Origin of the sequence: Vibrio sp. YT-15 (genome assembly GCF_033337445.1) — a bacterium.
Taxonomy (GTDB): Bacteria; Pseudomonadota; Gammaproteobacteria; order Enterobacterales; family Vibrionaceae; genus Vibrio; species Vibrio alginolyticus.
Genome location: NZ_JAWOQR010000002.1, coordinates 32,589 through 48,206, shown reverse-complemented (window position 1 = coordinate 48,206; position 15,618 = coordinate 32,589). Strand labels below are relative to the sequence as shown.

The following is a 15,618-nucleotide window of genomic DNA, read 5'->3' as shown; positions in this document are numbered from 1 at the left end:
ACTTCGACGATTTCCAGCCTTCAAAAGGTTAAATGCCGCTAAATGATCTTATTTAGCGGCATTTTTGTATAAATAGAACACAAAACATTCACCACCCCTATCGCATTTAGAGCTTAAACTCTAAATTATGCATTTTAAGTGCAATTTCCCGTCTTTTAGACATCATTTCTGCAATTTTTATTCAATTTTATCCAATGGTCGGATTTGTCCAAGCAATTATTGATACTACTATCTGCGCCACTGAGCAAAAGCTCAATTTATCGTCCAAAGAGACGAATCTAATAAGGAAAAACAAATGACTCAGAACACGCGTCTGTTTAAAAAGACTCTCCTAGCAGTAACGGTAGCTTTTGCCTCAGGTCAATCGATGGCAGCGGGTTTCCAAATCAACGCTCAATCAGCAACTGGCATCGGCCGTGCATTTGCTGGTGATGCAGTAATCGCAGATAACGCCGCGGTAATGGCTCGTAACCCAGCAGCAATGGCTCTATTTGATAAAATGGAACTTTCGTTAGGCTTCGAAAGCATTACTTCAATGATTGAAGTGAAAGATGCGAAATATAACGTTAATACTCCTTTGGGCTCCAGTACTGTAAGTGTTGCTGATACTGATGATGTGGGTGATACGTCAATAGCTCCAAACATTCACCTAATCGTTCCAGTAAATGACAAGTTTGCATGGGGCGTAAACGCATACTCTAATTTCGGCACTAAAACTGAATTTTCAGATAACTACACCGCAACCGAGTACGGTGGTCTTACGGATGTAAAAAGCTTCAACTTTGGATTGGCGGGTTCTTACCGTTTAAACGAACAATGGAGCTTTGGTGCTGGTTTAGATTTAATCTACGGCCAAGGCACAATGAAGCGTACAACTAGCTCTTCAGTCCCAGGGGTTGGCGGTCAAAAAATTCTGGACGTAGATAAAGCTGATGGTTGGGCTGTTGGTTTTAACGTTGGTACTGTGTACGAACTAGATGAAAACAACCGTTTTGGTCTAGCGTATCGTTACAGCCCTGAATTTACGGCGAAAGACGACAAAGGTCAGGAAATCACGCTACCTCTACCAGATATGGCCGAGTTTTCTGGTTTCCACAAAATCCAAGACACTAAGTTTGCTGTACACTACAGCATCCAATACATCGGTTGGAAAGATTTCGACCAAATTGATTTTGAGAACCTAAATCAGGGTTTACTTAGAGGTGGTTACTCGAAAGACTATCAATGGCAAGATGGCTGGCACTACGCAATTGGTGGTACTTACTACCTAAACAACAACTGGACACTTCGTGCTGGTTACATGTACGACACAAGCGCTCAAGATAAAGTAACGTCTATCTCGGTACCAGACTCTGATCGCCAGTGGTTCTCCACAGGTTTCTCTTACCATATTGATAATAGCTCAAACATCGATTTTGGCTTCACGTACTTGTTAGGTGAAGATGTAAAAGTTAATGAGAATACTCAATTATCTCCTGTTCTTTCTACCGGTGTAACAGCAACAACTCATGCTGATGCAATTCTATTCGGCTTACAATACAGCCGTAGCTTCTAAACGCTTCGCTGTTAGTTAGTAGAAAAATACTTTATATAAAAGGCTGGATTTCCAGCCTTTTTTCATATCTGCGATTTATTGCCCACTCAATTTGAGTGAACACGTGTATCTAAATCTCACAATTAGGACGCACAGCTGTTCGCTGAATTCCGTTTACAAGCCTTTCACAGTTAGATTATTAAACCGCACAAATAACATTTAAAAGCATAATATTCCAAATAACCACTTACGCTGGATTTTCATTTCTAAAGTAAAAACTCTACCTTTAAACTTTTGTCCCACGTTATAAACAAATCAGCGAACATTCGAATGAAAACCAACAAGACTCTTCTATCAACAGCAGTGGCATTAAGCCTACTTGGCGCAACGGGCATGGCTAACGCAGCAGGTTTCCAACTTGCTGAATATTCTGCAACAGGCCTAGGTCGAGCATATGCTGGTGAAGCTGCAATGGCTGACAACGCAAGTGCACAATGGCGTAACCCAGCAATGCTAACTTATTTGGAAGGCACTCAAGTGTCCGTTGGTGCAATCTATGTGAACCCAAATATTGATATTGAAGGTGATGTAAACTTCCACGGTAGCACTTCTTCTGCATCTTCAGATGACTTCGCACATGATGCAATCATTCCAAACTTCTACCTATCACACCAATATAATGAGAAATTCGCGATTGGTTTGGCATTTGGCACCAACTACGGCATGGAAACCGATTTAGGTAAAGGCTTTGGTGCCTCGCACTTCGGTAACGAAGCAAGCGTAACGACAATGGAAGCGAACTTGAACGCAGCTTACAAAGTCAATGAATCAATCAGCGTTGGTGGTGGTATCCGTTACATCATCGGCGAAGGCAGCTTTGGCGCAGCAGCTCCTAAGAATAACGTTGTAGGGTTAAATCCTGAAACTAATCAACCAATCAGTGTTCCTCAAGGTACTGCTCTAAAATACATGGAAGGTGACGATACCGCTTGGGGCTGGCAAGTTGGTACAGCATGGCAGATCAATGAAAATAACCGTATCGGCTTCGCGTACAAATCTGAAGTTGAACTAAAGCTTGAAGGCCATGCTGAAGGTCTTGGTTTTGGCTTCGATACTTCTGAACGCGACAACGGCTACATGTATCTAAACCTGCCTGCAACGGCTGAATTGGCAAGCTTCCACCAAGTAACAGACCAACTTGCGTTACACGCAAGCGTTAACTGGACGGATTGGAGCTCTTTCGAGAAATTGGAAGCACGTCTAAATACTGCTGGCACGCATATGGTTAAAGTAGAAAACTGGGAAGACAACTATCGCTTTGCTGTTGGTGCTACTTACCAGCTTGATCCTAAGCTAGCGCTACGCACTGGTATTGCATACGATACTTCAGCGGTAAGCGACAAAAACCGCACGATTACTATTCCAGAAACTGACCGCACTTGGCTAAGTATTGGCGCAACGTACGATTGGACGAAAGACTTCAGCCTAGACGCTGGCTTCACCTATATTTTTGCGAAAGACGCACCAATCGTTGAGTCTCGTGGTTACAAGTCAGACGACACTGCAGAACAAGTCGGCGGCCAATTCGTAGGCGAAACTACGGGTAATGTTTGGCTAATCGGTGTTCAAGCAAACTACCGTTTCTAACCAAGCTGCAAAATACAAAAAAGGCTTAGTATCAGCTAAGCCTTTTTTCATTTCTCGATTATGAAGAACAACGCTTAAAAGTCTTCTAGATATTCATCTAAATACTCTTCTTCTTCGATGTTAACTTCTTCTACCGTTTCAACTTCTGCTTTAAAGTTTTGACGCTGTATATAAACATCGCGAGTTAGAATATATGGATCCGGCGACGAGTCTAGCTGCGCTTCTTGCGGTACTAATAAAGCACGCTTCTCCATTCCTTCAAACGCCCACTTACCCAAACTCGCCCAGAAGTTGAGATAAGAGAGGGGTAAATACGTACTATCTACGGTATCTGTCACTTCACGTAAGGTATACGGACCATAACCTGGAACCATGAAGTAAGGACCATTTCCAACACCATAGTGGCCTACTGCATCACTGAACGCTTTCTCGTCGTACTTCGTAATACCCGCGGCACTTGCAATATCGAATAAACCGAAAATACCGAACGTCGAGTTAATCCAAAAACGGTTAAAGTGGTCCACAGCTTTCGTACCATTACCCATGATTAAGTTATTAACCATGCTTGCTGGCTCATCTAAGTTCGATAAGAAGTTAGCGATACCAGAACGAATAGGAACTGGCGTGTATTCTACATACGCAAGTGATACAGGACGAACCAAATACGGATCTAAATATTCGTAGTTGAGTTCCCACATGGTTCGGTTAAAGCCTTCCAACGGGTCATACACATCAGAAGTCGTTTGATTTGTTTCTTGTCCTGTTACTGCTTCATCAGGCGCACTTGAACAGCCAACCAGTCCAACGGCTAACAGCAACAAGAAGGTAGATTTACCCTTGTTATACATTTTATTTTCCATAACGACTATTAATGTACCTAAGTCACCCCGATTAACCATTGTACGTATGTTGAGCAGGATACATAGTAAAGATGACTCAGATATGGGAATAAATAAAGGCCAGCAATCGCTGGCCTTCGGTATTCTACTCGATCGTTTAGAGTCATACCACTAAAGGCAACTGACTCTACCTCGTTGTCATGTTTCAGAGACAGATGTTAACAATTAATACTGCTGATCAATGGTCACTTCTACTGGTGCGCCAAATTCAACGACGTCACTTTCTCCGTGCCAATCTTGATCACGCGTTGCTACGTTACCGTCAGAATCTACACGCACACGGACGATGAGCTTATCGAGTGTAGATAACTTTTGCCCTTGCATCATGGCATTGCCATCATCTAATACGACTGTGCGAGGGAAAGTACCTAGCGGATAACGAGCAGCAGCCACAGGCATTGGGGAGCCATCTGAACGATGTACTGACACAATCAGAACTGCGTTTGGATCCAACTGAGCATTTGGTGCCACATTAATTGTCACAGCTACACTCTTATCCGGTGAAACCGCTTCGCCCATTTGCTTACGAGCACTCTCAATACTGCGTGACAACATCTCGTAGCGACTATCTTCTGGACCAATCATTTGCTGCATGATTCCCCAGTACTTGATGGCTGCCGGGAAGTCTTGACGCTCAAACGCATCGAACGCTAACAAAGAAAACACACGCAGATCGACATAGTCTTGCTGCATCAGCTTGCCGAGTAATGAGCGAGCCGTCGCTTGATCCATTTCCTCTTGAGACAGCATCAGAGCTTGTGCATAACCCAACATCACATCTGGGTCTTTGGGCTCTAGGCGGTACGATTTTTCCATCGCATCGATAGCTGTGGTGACATCACGATTTGCTAACGCAATACGACCTAGCAGTAACCAACCTGTCGAGTCTTCCGGCTGGTAATGTAAGCGAGTTCGAAGGGCAAGGGTCAAATCCGCCATTTCATCGTCACTCAGCGGCTCAGAAGAAGCCGACATCAGCTTTTTCGATAACTCAGGTAGATTTGCAGACACTTCTTGCCATTGAACAATATCGTCTGACGCGCCAAATTTATAATACAAACCATAGCTCAGCACCACCGTCAGAATTACCGATGGAACTAAAACCGCGATTGGAGAAACCTTAGTTTCTTTTTGCGCTTTATCACCAGGGATATCGTCAAGCAGTGATTGCTTTAGATCAGAAATCAGTTCGTCTTCACTTTCAACTAGACCTTCGTCAGTTTCTTCTGCAAGCTCAGATAGTCGATCTTTATAAAATGCCTTGTTAAGCTCATCGCGTAACACATCATCATTGTTCGCTTTTTGTTTAAGCAGCGGCAAAGCCACCAGCGCACAAGCAATAAGCGTGAGAACAACGGTGGAAATCCAAAATAGTGTCATTACTTCTTATCTCCGTTGTTCTCTTCTTCAAGCAATGCTTTTAAACGAGCTTCTTTTTGCTCATCCCATTGCTCGTCACTGCTCGCTTTTGCCTTAACTTTAGATTTACGGCTACGCAGCACAATCAAACCAAAACCACCCAGTACTACAGCGAGTGGCCCTAGCCACAAAATCGCAGTCGCGACCGTAAATGGTGGGTTGTAAGTCACGAAGTTACCGTAACGGGCGATCATGTAATCAACAATCTCATCTTTGGACTTACCTTCTTTGGTCATTTCGTACACCTTATGGCGTAAGTCCTGAGCAAGTTCAGCGTTAGAATCCGAGATCGTGTTGTTCTGACATTTAGGGCAACGGAGCGTATGGCTTAACTCTTTGAACTGCTGTTCTTGTTCCAAATTATCAAACTCGTACACTTCAATGGCCGCATGAGCAGCAAGAGATAATGTCATCGCAGCAAAAACGGCAAGAATTAGCTTTCTCATTGCTTCGCCTCCTCAACCAATTTGTTGTAAAGCGGCTCCAGTGTTTCTGACCAATTACGTGGGTTTACATCCCCTACATGGCGATAGCGAATCACACCATTTGCATCAATAATGAATGTTTCTGGAGCACCATAAACGCCAAGGTCAAGGCCAAGCATACCACTGCCATCAAATAGGCTGATCAAGTACGGGTTGCCGAGATCATTCAGCCAACCTATTGCTTTATTACGATCATCTTTGTAATTCATACCGATGATCTTAACGCCCTTACCCGCCAATTCGTTTAGGTATTTATGCTCTGCATAACACGTTGGGCACCACGTTGCCCAAACGTTCAAGAGCAACGGTTCACCTTTAAAAATTGATTGGTCGTACTGTTTTCCAGGCTCAGCCAGGTCTTCTAAATGAAATTCAGGAACTGGCTTGCCAACCAAAACCGACTCCAATTTAGTTGGATCATCGCCCTCTTGGTTACGCATTAATTGGGTTGCGAAAATGCCCGCTAGAATCATGAAAGCGACAAGCGGAATAAATAAGATTTTCTTATTCATGTTATGCCTCCTGCTCTTTTGACTTCGCGTTTTTCTTCGGCGATTTACGGAAGCGGTAGCGTTTATCAGAAATCGCTAGTGCGCCGCCTAATGCCATAATCAAAGAGCCAGCCCAAATCCATCGAACGAACGGTTTATAGTAAATACGAACAGCCCAAGATCGGTTGTCGTCTAAACGTTCACCCATTGCAATGTATAAGTCGCGGCTAATACCACGGTCAATGGCTGCTTCAGTCATCATAGACTTAGCCGTACGGTAGAAGCGCTTCTCTGCGTGAAGCGTATTCACGTATTTGCCATCGTGTGTGATCTCAAAGTCTGCGATGTAGCCATCGTAGTTTGGACCATCTTTATCACGCAAGCCTGAGAAGTAGAAATCATAGCCTTGAATTTGGAAGTGTTCGCCAGGTGCTAAACGTACATCACGCTCGATGCTGTAGTTCTGTACCATCGCAATACCGATAACAGATACCGCCAGACCAACATGACCCAACATCATTGCCCAGTGGCTACGTTGCAGCTTGCGAACACCTTCACTAAAGCTATGACGGTGCGTTGCGCGCTCGTACAGTTCAAAGCCATGCATCGCAACAATCCAAATCGCCATCACCCAACCAATGTAAGCCATGGTTGAGAAGAAATCGGCAAACAGGTACACGCATAGCGCGGCCAAGGCGAAAGCAAGCACACCTGAAACGAGCATTGGTTTCACAAGTTTAGATAAATTGTCTCGCTTCCAGCGAATAAGAGGACCAATACCAAGCAGAAAAGCAAATGGCATCATTAACCACGCAAATAGCATATCAAAGAATGGCGCACCGATAGAGACCGACCCCAAACCAAGCTGCTTGTGTACGAGCGGCAACAGTGTCCCCACTAACACCACAACAAGAGCGGCGATAAGTAATACGTTGTTGGCTAAGAGCGCATTTTCACGTGAGACTAAGTCGAAGTTACCTCGTACACGCACTGCTGCCCCTTTTACGGCAAACAGCAATAAAGAGCCGCCGATAACGAAAACGAGGAAGCCTAGAATAAACATACCGCGCGACGGGTCAGACGCGAACGCGTGCACCGATACTAAAATACCGGAACGGACTAAGAAGGTGCCCAACAAACTCAACGAAAATGCAGAGATTGCCAATAGTACCGTCCACGCTTTAAATGTGCCGCGTTTTTCTGTCACGGCAAGAGAGTGCATTAATGCGGTACCCGCTAACCAAGGCATGAATGATGCGTTTTCTACTGGGTCCCAGAACCACCAGCCACCCCAGCCAAGTTCGTAGTAAGCCCACCAAGAACCTAGTGCGATACCAAGTGTTAAAAATACCCATGCAGCGGTTGTCCAAGGACGAGACCAACGAGCCCAAGCCGTATCAAGGCGTCCGGTCATTAGGGATGCGATCGCAAAAGAGAATGCAACCGAGAAACCAACATAGCCCATGTAAAGCATTGGCGGGTGAACAATCAAACCAGGGTCTTGAAGCAGAGGGTTCAAGTCACGTCCGTCAACCGGGAAGAACGGTAACGTACGTAGGAATGGGTTCGACGTTAGGATGATAAACAGTAGGAAACCCACTGAGATCATGCCCATAACAGCAAGTACACGTGCAACCGACTCTTGCGGCATACCACGACTAAACGTCGCTACAGCGACAGTCCAAGCAGCTTGGATTAACACCCATAGCAACAGTGAACCTTCGTGTGCACCCCATACTGCGGTTAAACGGTAGTACCAAGGAAGCTGACTATTCGAGTTGCTCGCTACATACTGTAACGTGAAGTCGTTGGTATAAAATCCCCAACATAAAATGGCGAAAGAGAACAACAGCATCAGGAACATAGACCAAGATAGCGGTCGCGCTGTGTTCATGAGCATGGTGTTATTATTCGATGCTCCCCACAATGGCAATACGCTCAACAGCACTGCCATTGCAAGCGAAAGAATGAGAGCAAAGTGACCGATTTCAGCAATCATTGGCCGCTTCCTTGTTTCTGTTCGGTGCTGTATTGAAGCGGTTCATGCGTTTTCTTCATCGCTTCTGCAATTTCTGGTGGCATGTATTCTTCATCGTGCTTCGCTAGGACCTCAAATGCCTCAACTGTCGTGGCATCTTTCAGTACACCTTGAGCAACAATACCCTGCCCTTCACGGAACAAGTCAGGAAGAATACCGTCATAGGTAATCGTCACTTTCGGACCGACATCGTGCAGGTCAAAACTCACTTTCAAAGAATTAGGATCTCGACGAACTGAGCCCACAACCACCATTCCACCGATACGCAGACGCTGGCCTACTTCTGGCTTGGTGCCATCTGGCTTACCATTAACCAATTCCGTTGGAGTATAGAAAAGGTCCATATTTTGGTTAAGCGCATAAAGTATCAAACCAATGGTGGCACTAATACCGATAAAGATCGCTAGTACAATACCTAGCCTCTTTTTACGTCTCGGGTTCATAAGGTGTTCTCCATGTTCTTAGCTGCGTCGATACGAGCTTGACGGTCAATTTTTGCTTTCACTTCTTTCAATAATGCATCACCGCGGCGAAGGCTAGTGATCAGAAGAATCAGCATGGATAAGAAAGTAATACCAAACGCACTCCATACGTATGATGCGTAGCCACCCATGGCAAAAAAGTCGCTCAGAGATTCAAAATGCATTATCAGTTACCTCACTGAGTTTGTTCTGTTGCGAGTTTGCGCACCCAGGGGCGGTGACTTTCTTTACTGATGATTTCGTTACGAAAACGGACCATCGTCACGGCACCAAAGAAGAACGCAAAGCCAAAGATGTTCAGCAATAACGGCCAAAGCATGTCGGATGAAATAGAAGGTTGCTCAAATTTCGTGATCGTCGCACCTTGATGAAGCGTGTTCCACCATTCCACGGAAAAGTGAATGATAGGTAGGTTTACTACGCCTACGATCGCTAAGATACCAGCGGCTTTTGCAGCGGTTTTTTGATCGTCAAACGCATGGTAGAGCGCAATCACACCAAGGTAGAGAAATAGCAGAATCAATTCAGATGTAAGACGGGCATCCCATACCCACCAAGTGCCCCACATAGGCTTGCCCCAAACAGCACCTGTAAGTAGAGCAATAAAAGTAAATACTGCACCAATCGGAGCCATCGCAAGTGCCGCCATATCAGATAGGCGAACTTGCCATACTAGGCCAATAAATGCAGCGATCGCCATCGACATATAAACGCCCATAGACCAAATAGCTGATGGGACATGAATGTAGATGATTCGGAAACTGTCACCTTGTTGGTAATCTGAAGGCGCAAATGCAAGCCCCCAAACCGTACCAACCGATAAGCATACGAGGGCCAATACAGAAAACCAAGGCAGAAACTTACCACTCAAACGATAAGCTGCTTCTGGCTTGGCATAAGGATGTAGCCATTTCCACATGTTTTGTTCTCACTCTTACTTCAGGGACACTGTCTAAAGGGTTGAGACCGTAGCAGTGCTTTAATAATAATTCTTTGATCAAGCGCCGCTTCATTGGCACTTTATTGAGTTAGTTAACACTAACTCGTAATGCGGCACTGATGGCAAAAGGCGTTAATGTCATCGCCCCCATTAGCATCGCACCTAAAATCGCTAGTTGACCGTTATACGCCATACCGAGTGCGGCAGCATCAATTGCCGATGTTGCGAAAATCAAAATTGGGATGTAGAGCGGAAGAATAAGCAAACTCAAAAGAACGCCACCCTTTTGCAACCCAACAGTCAACGCCACACCAATGGCGCCAATAAAACTTAGTGTTGGTGTACCGATCATCAAGGTTAGTACAACCGATAGCCAAGTATTGAAGTCGAGCGAAAGTAAAACCGCCAATAATGGGCTAATTAAAATCAGAGGTAACCCTGTTAACAACCAATGTGCTATGACCTTTGAAACCACTACAAGTTGCAATGGAATCGGCATTAGCATCATTTGTTCTAGTGCACCGTCTTGAAAATCATCACGAAATAGACGCTCTAATGATAATAAGGCGGACAGCAATGCGGCAACCCAAACGATGCCCGCTGCAATACGTGCTAACAAATTAGGTTCTGGTCCAATACTCAGAGGAAAGAGAGTAATGACAATAATAAAGAACCACAGCGGGTTCAGAATGTCTGCCTGACGGCGAAATGCGATTAGGAGCTCACGACGAATGATGGTGGTCATCGATGAAATCATATCAGTCACCCAGCTTTATTTTTCTAAGTTTCGGGCTGTCCGCAAACATATCTTGATGCGTCGTCAAGACAACAATACCGCCATTATCAGCATGACTTGCGAACAAAGATTCAAGCACCTTGACGCCTTGCTTATCAATGGCAGTCAACGGCTCATCTAAAATCCATAAAATTTGCTTACTGAGCCATAACCTTGCCAATGCGACTCGTCGTTGCTGACCTGCGGAAAGTTGTGCTACAGGCACATCTTCTCGACCAGCTAATCCTACTTGAGTCAAAGCGATAAAGATTTCTTCGTCTGAAGAGCGATTATTTTGAATAGATTGATAAAAACGTAAGTTTTCTAATGCGGTAAGCTCTCGTTTCACTCCTGTTTGATGTCCTAAGAAAAGCAGATCTTGATGGAAAACATCACGAGATTTTTCAACCTCTTCGCCTTTCCATTTAATGACACCTTCTTCTCTATCACCTAACCCTGTCACAATCCGTAGCAATGTAGTTTTACCAGTACCATTACGCCCTTCGATCTGGACCAATTCACCAGGCTTAATTTCAAACTGCAGGTTTTCAAACAGAACCCTTTCATCACGGATTGCTGTCAGGTTAGACACTTCTAACATAGAGCTTCAACTAAAAAATGAACGAGCCGCTATATTAGCACAGCTTAGTTATGACAAAACAGGATAAGAGGGCTAGGTTACATGTAAGTTCATGTATTTTTGTTAATTAATCATCACACTTTAATAAAATTAACTATAAGTAGTTATAAGCGCTCATTTTGAATTTGAGAAGCCAGAGCTAAGAGCAAGATCGACTGAAGGTTATCTAGGGTTGTATTTAAGAAGAGCATTAGCGGCTAAAAACAAAAAAAGAGGCGTAATAACGCCTCTTTTTTATCGCTTGATAACCTTTAGCGTCGACGACGTCCACGCGTTGGATATTCTGCGTCATCTGATGGCTGACCACTTAATGGTGGAATCTTCTCTTTCCCCGCCAGTTTCTTCTGCAGTGAAAGCATCAGCTCAGCTTCGGCTTTTGGTAGTTCGCACTCTTCAATCAGCTCGTTGATATCAGCGCCAAGCTGTACCATTTTAGAAGCGCGACTGTACAAGCGACCATCAGTATCAGCGTGTTCGAGTTCGCGAATTCTCTCGTTTAAGTGCTGAATAATGTCTTGTTGCTCCGTCACTTTTTGTCCAAGACCAACGACAACCGAGCGCACTTCGAGTAACTGCTTACTCAACTTTTGCACTTCTTTATCTGCGTGTCGAGATTGAGATCGTTGTTGGTCTAACTGCTTTTGTAACCCCGAGCGAATCCGCAGTTGCAAAACAACCAATACTAACACGATAAAAGCGACGCCACCCGCAAGGAATGGAGCAGATAAAAGAGTCTCTTCAGCCATCATCATTCAGCCATTAAAGGTGAGCCATCTCGTCCCACTCGTCATCTGTTAGCAGCTTGTTCAAATCCACAAGGATAAGAAGCTTGCCGTCACGGTTGCTCACACCCTGGATGAACTTCGCACTCTCGTCGGTACCAACTGAAGGCGTCGTATCAATTTCAGAAGAACGCAGATAAACAACTTCTGCCACGCTATCTACTAAGATACCAATCACTTGACGCTCAGACTCGATCACAATAATACGAGTGTTGTCAGTGACTTCGCCTTCCATCAGGCCAAAACGTGAACGTGTATCGATAACAGTAACTACATTACCGCGTAGGTTGATGATACCAAGTACATAATCTGGTGCACCTGGAACAGGGGCAATTTCAGTATAACGAAGTACTTCACGAACTTGCATTACGTTGATGCCGTACGTTTCTTCTTCTAGCTGGAACGTCACCCACTGAAGAACTTCGTCATTCGATGCATCTTTCTTCACTTCTACTTCAAAAGCTTGAGACATAGTTAATCCTCGTTAATGTCGTTCCCGACTTAAATCTAATTCAGTGATTTGACATCTAAACCGGCGTTTAGCATGTCAATGAGCGCCTGGACATGAATTAAGGCACACATTTTTTCTTTTACCATGCCCGCTAGCCAAGGGCGTTTACCCGCCTGCTCACGCCAGCGAACCTTGTCGATATTAAGCGTTTCAGTCCCCATTAATTGGTTACTGGCCAACCCCCACATGCTCTCACCAAGCATGACGACATATTGGTAGTTATCTTTATAGCTATCATCACGAAGCTTATCTGCCATCACCCATTTCGCGGTATCGACGACATCAAACTGCTGCTCGCGATTTGTTTGTAGCCCCAAATACCAGGCGGGTTTTCCTATCAAATGGTTAAGCTCGCTAATGCGATGAATACCACCTAACTCATCAAGAGGTACAGCAAACGTGACACCATTCACATCAAAGTAAAGAACTTGGAAGTCCTCACTTCGCTTCGTGCTTTCCCAGACCGTTGGTATATCGGAATCTGCTTGTGTTTCGAGTTCAGTATCGACGTTCGATTCTATATTGATACTTTGTTCGATCACTGCGTGAGGTTCATCCACCTCTGGTTGCGCTTCCTCAAAAACTGGCTCATCAATCACCCAGTCCTGTATTTCCTCAACACCCTGAAGCTCAGGCACCTCACTAAAGGTTTGTACCTCAGGCTCAGCCGCTTTTATCTCTGCTGCAATATCAATCGTATTTTGTTCAAGAATACTATCAATATCCAACTCAGCCACTGGGTTGCTTGCTTCAAGCTGACTTAATAGCCTTTGAACATCTTCCAGGTTTGGAGCTTCCAACTCTGGCGGATATGTTTCTTGAAACTGGTACGTTTCTGGCTCCGAGTATTGTAGCTGTAATTCTGGCTCTGGCTCTGGCTCTGGCTCTGGCTCTGGCTCTGGCTCTGGCTCTGGCTCTGGCTCTGGCTCTGCAGATGATACCTCTTGAGCCAACAGGTCAAGGTCTTCCTCAAGAGTCGTTATTTCAGTTTCATCATCCAGTAATGCATTAAAGTAGTCATCAAGTGCTTGTTCACTGGACAGCACATCATTACTGCTCATCGAACGCCAACCTCTCCAGGTAAATCAGTAGCTGTTTATAGGCAAACACACCACGGCTACCAGATGCAAAATGCGAAGCTGGCAAGTGCTTTAAACTGGCATCGCGGAACTTGGTATCAATAGGCACCGCTGAGGTCCACACTTGATTTGGGTAATCTTTTTTCAGTTGCATCAATGTCTGCAATGACGCTTTCGTGCGCTTATCGTACATGGTTGGGACGATAGTCACTTTGAAACCGCCCGGGCGAGATTTTTGCATAATGGATAGCGTACGCATCATGCGCTCTAGACCTTTCATTGCCAAAAACTCTGTTTGAACAGGAATCAAAATTCGGTCACTGGCTGCCAACGCGTTCACCATCATCACGCCAAGGATTGGCGGACAGTCAATCAACACATAGTCATAGTCTTGTGAGACAGTTTGCAGCGCCCGTTTTAAGATTAATCCCATACCACTGCGATTACCCATTACGCGATCAAGCGTGGCAAGGGACATATGCGCGGGAATGATATCCATTCCTTCCAGCTCTGTTTCTAAAATCAACGGCTTAACCGTCTCACGAGAAAACGTCTTCAACTGGAATAAATCAAATAGGCTCGAAGTTACTGCATCAGGATCATAACCGAGATAAGTAGTCAGTGAGGCGTGAGGATCAGTATCAACCATCAATACTCGATGGCCTTTCTGGCTCAATAAGCCCGCCAATGTCACTGTTGAGGTGGTTTTACCCACGCCTCCTTTCTGGTTAGCTACACTCCAAACAATCATGATGAATCCTAAGCTAGGCCAACTTCCACCAACATGCGTTCAGCGATGCGGTCAAGCGGTAAATCTTCTGAAGAAATGCCTGCTTTAGCAACCGCTTGGGGCATGCCATAAACAACACAACTTTCTTCATCTTGTGCCCAAATAGTTGAGCCTGCAGACTTCAACATGCGAGCGCCCTCACGACCGTCTGCACCCATGCCTGTCAACACTAAAGAGAGCACTTTGTCGCTATATACTTTTGCGGCAGAACCAAAAGTCACATCCACACATGGTTTGTAGTTCATGCGGTCGCCGCCATCAATAATGCGAAGACGAGCAGCGCTCGCTCGTCCATCCACCATCATTTGTTTCCCACCTGGTGCAAGGTATGCGACACCGGGCTGTAACACATCGCCATCTTGTGCTTCTTTCACTTGAATCTTGCACAAGGTGTTCAAACGACTGGCAAACGCAGCAGTAAACGTTGCTGGCATGTGTTGAATCAATACAATCGGATGCGGATAGTTCATCGGCAAACGCGTCAGAATTTTTTGTAGAGCAACGGGGCCACCTGTTGATGTGCCAATTGCCGTCAGTTGATACTTCTTACCAGAAGCACGGTACTTTGTCGCAGCAGGTCGAGTTGGTGTTGGAGTCACAGGTGAAGCCGTTCTTGAACCTAATGATCGAGTAGTCGTGCTGGTACTCGCTGTTGGGCGAGCGATAGGTCGACGCATGAAAGCGCGCTTCGAGGCAATCTGAATCACACGCTGTTGAAGTAATGACACCGCTTCTTCACGGTTACGCGCAATGTCCTCAAACTTTTTCGGTAAGAAGTCCAATGCGCCCGCATCTAGCGCATCAAGCGTAGCTTTCGCCCCGTCGTGGGTCAGGGACGAAAACATTAGAATTGGCGTTGGAGCAGCGGCCATTATTTCACGTACAGCTGTAATGCCATCCATCACTGGCATTTCAATATCCATCGTGATGACGTCAGGTTTGAGAGATTTGGCTTTCTCAACCGCCTCTCTACCATTTACCGCAACGTCAATCACTTCTAGGCGCGATTCTGAGTTGATGATTTCGCTCACGCGACGTCGGAAAAAACTCGAATCATCAACGACTAGTACTTTAATCGCCATCTTATTCCTTTTAATAACGTCAGC

At 45.2% G+C, this 15,618-nt stretch carries 17 protein-coding genes; 2 read left to right on the top strand and 15 right to left on the bottom strand.

Going from position 1 to position 15,618, the window contains the following annotated elements; translation table 11 throughout:
* Nucleotides 1–295: 295 nt before the first annotated feature.
* Nucleotides 296–1,555 (top strand): outer membrane protein transport protein, encoded by a 1,260-nt coding sequence (locus tag R7D93_RS04290; RefSeq protein ID WP_213868035.1) that lies wholly within the window; start codon nucleotides 296–298, stop codon nucleotides 1,553–1,555.
* A 309-nt stretch (nucleotides 1,556–1,864) separates the two neighbouring features.
* Nucleotides 1,865–3,181, top strand: a complete 1,317-nt coding sequence (locus R7D93_RS04285) for an outer membrane protein transport protein (RefSeq protein ID WP_213868034.1) — start codon at nucleotides 1,865–1,867, stop codon at nucleotides 3,179–3,181.
* Nucleotides 3,182–3,255: 74 nt separating this feature from the next.
* Here the strand turns inward: R7D93_RS04285 and R7D93_RS04280 are convergent, their stop codons facing one another.
* From R7D93_RS04280 to R7D93_RS04210, 15 genes are all read right to left on the bottom strand, one after another.
* A complete protein-coding gene (locus R7D93_RS04280) occupies nucleotides 3,256–4,029 on the bottom strand; it encodes a VacJ family lipoprotein (protein WP_005380523.1) in 774 nt (257 codons plus the stop codon).
* Between the two features lie 216 nt (nucleotides 4,030–4,245).
* Nucleotides 4,246–5,460 carry a c-type cytochrome biogenesis protein CcmI gene (gene ccmI / locus R7D93_RS04275; RefSeq protein WP_054575506.1) on the bottom strand — a complete coding sequence of 405 codons (1,215 nt, stop codon included), beginning with the start codon at nucleotides 5,458–5,460 and terminating at the stop codon, nucleotides 4,246–4,248.
* On the bottom strand, nucleotides 5,460–5,945 hold the full coding sequence (locus R7D93_RS04270; protein ID WP_005380519.1) for a cytochrome c-type biogenesis protein: 486 nt from the start codon (nucleotides 5,943–5,945) through the stop codon (nucleotides 5,460–5,462). The genes ccmI and R7D93_RS04270 overlap by 1 nt, the downstream gene beginning before the upstream one ends.
* Nucleotides 5,942–6,496, bottom strand: coding sequence for a DsbE family thiol:disulfide interchange protein (locus R7D93_RS04265; protein WP_005380518.1), 555 nt, complete (start codon nucleotides 6,494–6,496; stop codon nucleotides 5,942–5,944). Before R7D93_RS04265 ends, R7D93_RS04270 begins: the two co-directional genes overlap by 4 nt.
* A gap of 1 nt (nucleotide 6,497) precedes the next feature.
* The gene (locus tag R7D93_RS04260; protein ID WP_213868033.1) at nucleotides 6,498–8,474 is read right to left on the bottom strand and encodes a heme lyase CcmF/NrfE family subunit; all 1,977 of its coding nucleotides are present in this window, start codon (nucleotides 8,472–8,474) and stop codon (nucleotides 6,498–6,500) included.
* Nucleotides 8,471–8,956: a cytochrome c maturation protein CcmE gene (gene ccmE, locus R7D93_RS04255; protein ID WP_005380516.1), complete on the bottom strand. Its 486-nt coding sequence runs from the start codon at nucleotides 8,954–8,956 to the stop codon at nucleotides 8,471–8,473. The genes R7D93_RS04260 and ccmE overlap by 4 nt, the downstream gene beginning before the upstream one ends.
* Complete coding sequence (ccmD, locus tag R7D93_RS04250) at nucleotides 8,953–9,159, bottom strand: heme exporter protein CcmD (RefSeq protein ID WP_005380515.1); 207 nt, start codon at nucleotides 9,157–9,159, stop codon at nucleotides 8,953–8,955. The genes ccmE and ccmD overlap by 4 nt, the downstream gene beginning before the upstream one ends.
* A gap of 11 nt (nucleotides 9,160–9,170) precedes the next feature.
* Complete coding sequence (locus R7D93_RS04245) at nucleotides 9,171–9,914, bottom strand: heme ABC transporter permease (protein WP_005380513.1); 744 nt, start codon at nucleotides 9,912–9,914, stop codon at nucleotides 9,171–9,173.
* 109 nt (nucleotides 9,915–10,023) lie between these two features.
* On the bottom strand, nucleotides 10,024–10,692 hold the full coding sequence (gene ccmB, locus R7D93_RS04240; protein WP_005380512.1) for a heme exporter protein CcmB: 669 nt from the start codon (nucleotides 10,690–10,692) through the stop codon (nucleotides 10,024–10,026).
* Between the two features lies 1 nt (nucleotide 10,693).
* Nucleotides 10,694–11,311, bottom strand: a complete 618-nt coding sequence (ccmA, locus tag R7D93_RS04235; protein WP_005380511.1) for a cytochrome c biogenesis heme-transporting ATPase CcmA — start codon at nucleotides 11,309–11,311, stop codon at nucleotides 10,694–10,696.
* 290 nt (nucleotides 11,312–11,601) lie between these two features.
* Nucleotides 11,602–12,096: a DUF2802 domain-containing protein gene (locus R7D93_RS04230; protein WP_213868031.1), complete on the bottom strand. Its 495-nt coding sequence runs from the start codon at nucleotides 12,094–12,096 to the stop codon at nucleotides 11,602–11,604.
* A gap of 13 nt (nucleotides 12,097–12,109) precedes the next feature.
* Entirely contained in the window at nucleotides 12,110–12,604 is a 495-nt protein-coding gene (locus tag R7D93_RS04225; RefSeq protein ID WP_005380507.1) for a chemotaxis protein CheW, read from the bottom strand.
* Between the two features lie 35 nt (nucleotides 12,605–12,639).
* Nucleotides 12,640–13,704, bottom strand: coding sequence for a chemotaxis protein CheW (locus R7D93_RS04220; protein ID WP_170897468.1), 1,065 nt, complete (start codon nucleotides 13,702–13,704; stop codon nucleotides 12,640–12,642).
* Nucleotides 13,694–14,473 carry a ParA family protein gene (locus R7D93_RS04215; RefSeq protein ID WP_213868029.1) on the bottom strand — a complete coding sequence of 260 codons (780 nt, stop codon included), beginning with the start codon at nucleotides 14,471–14,473 and terminating at the stop codon, nucleotides 13,694–13,696. Before R7D93_RS04215 ends, R7D93_RS04220 begins: the two co-directional genes overlap by 11 nt.
* Before the next feature lie 8 nt (nucleotides 14,474–14,481).
* Nucleotides 14,482–15,594 carry a chemotaxis response regulator protein-glutamate methylesterase gene (locus R7D93_RS04210; protein WP_213868028.1) on the bottom strand — a complete coding sequence of 371 codons (1,113 nt, stop codon included), beginning with the start codon at nucleotides 15,592–15,594 and terminating at the stop codon, nucleotides 14,482–14,484.
* Nucleotides 15,595–15,618: the final 24 nt, after the last annotated feature.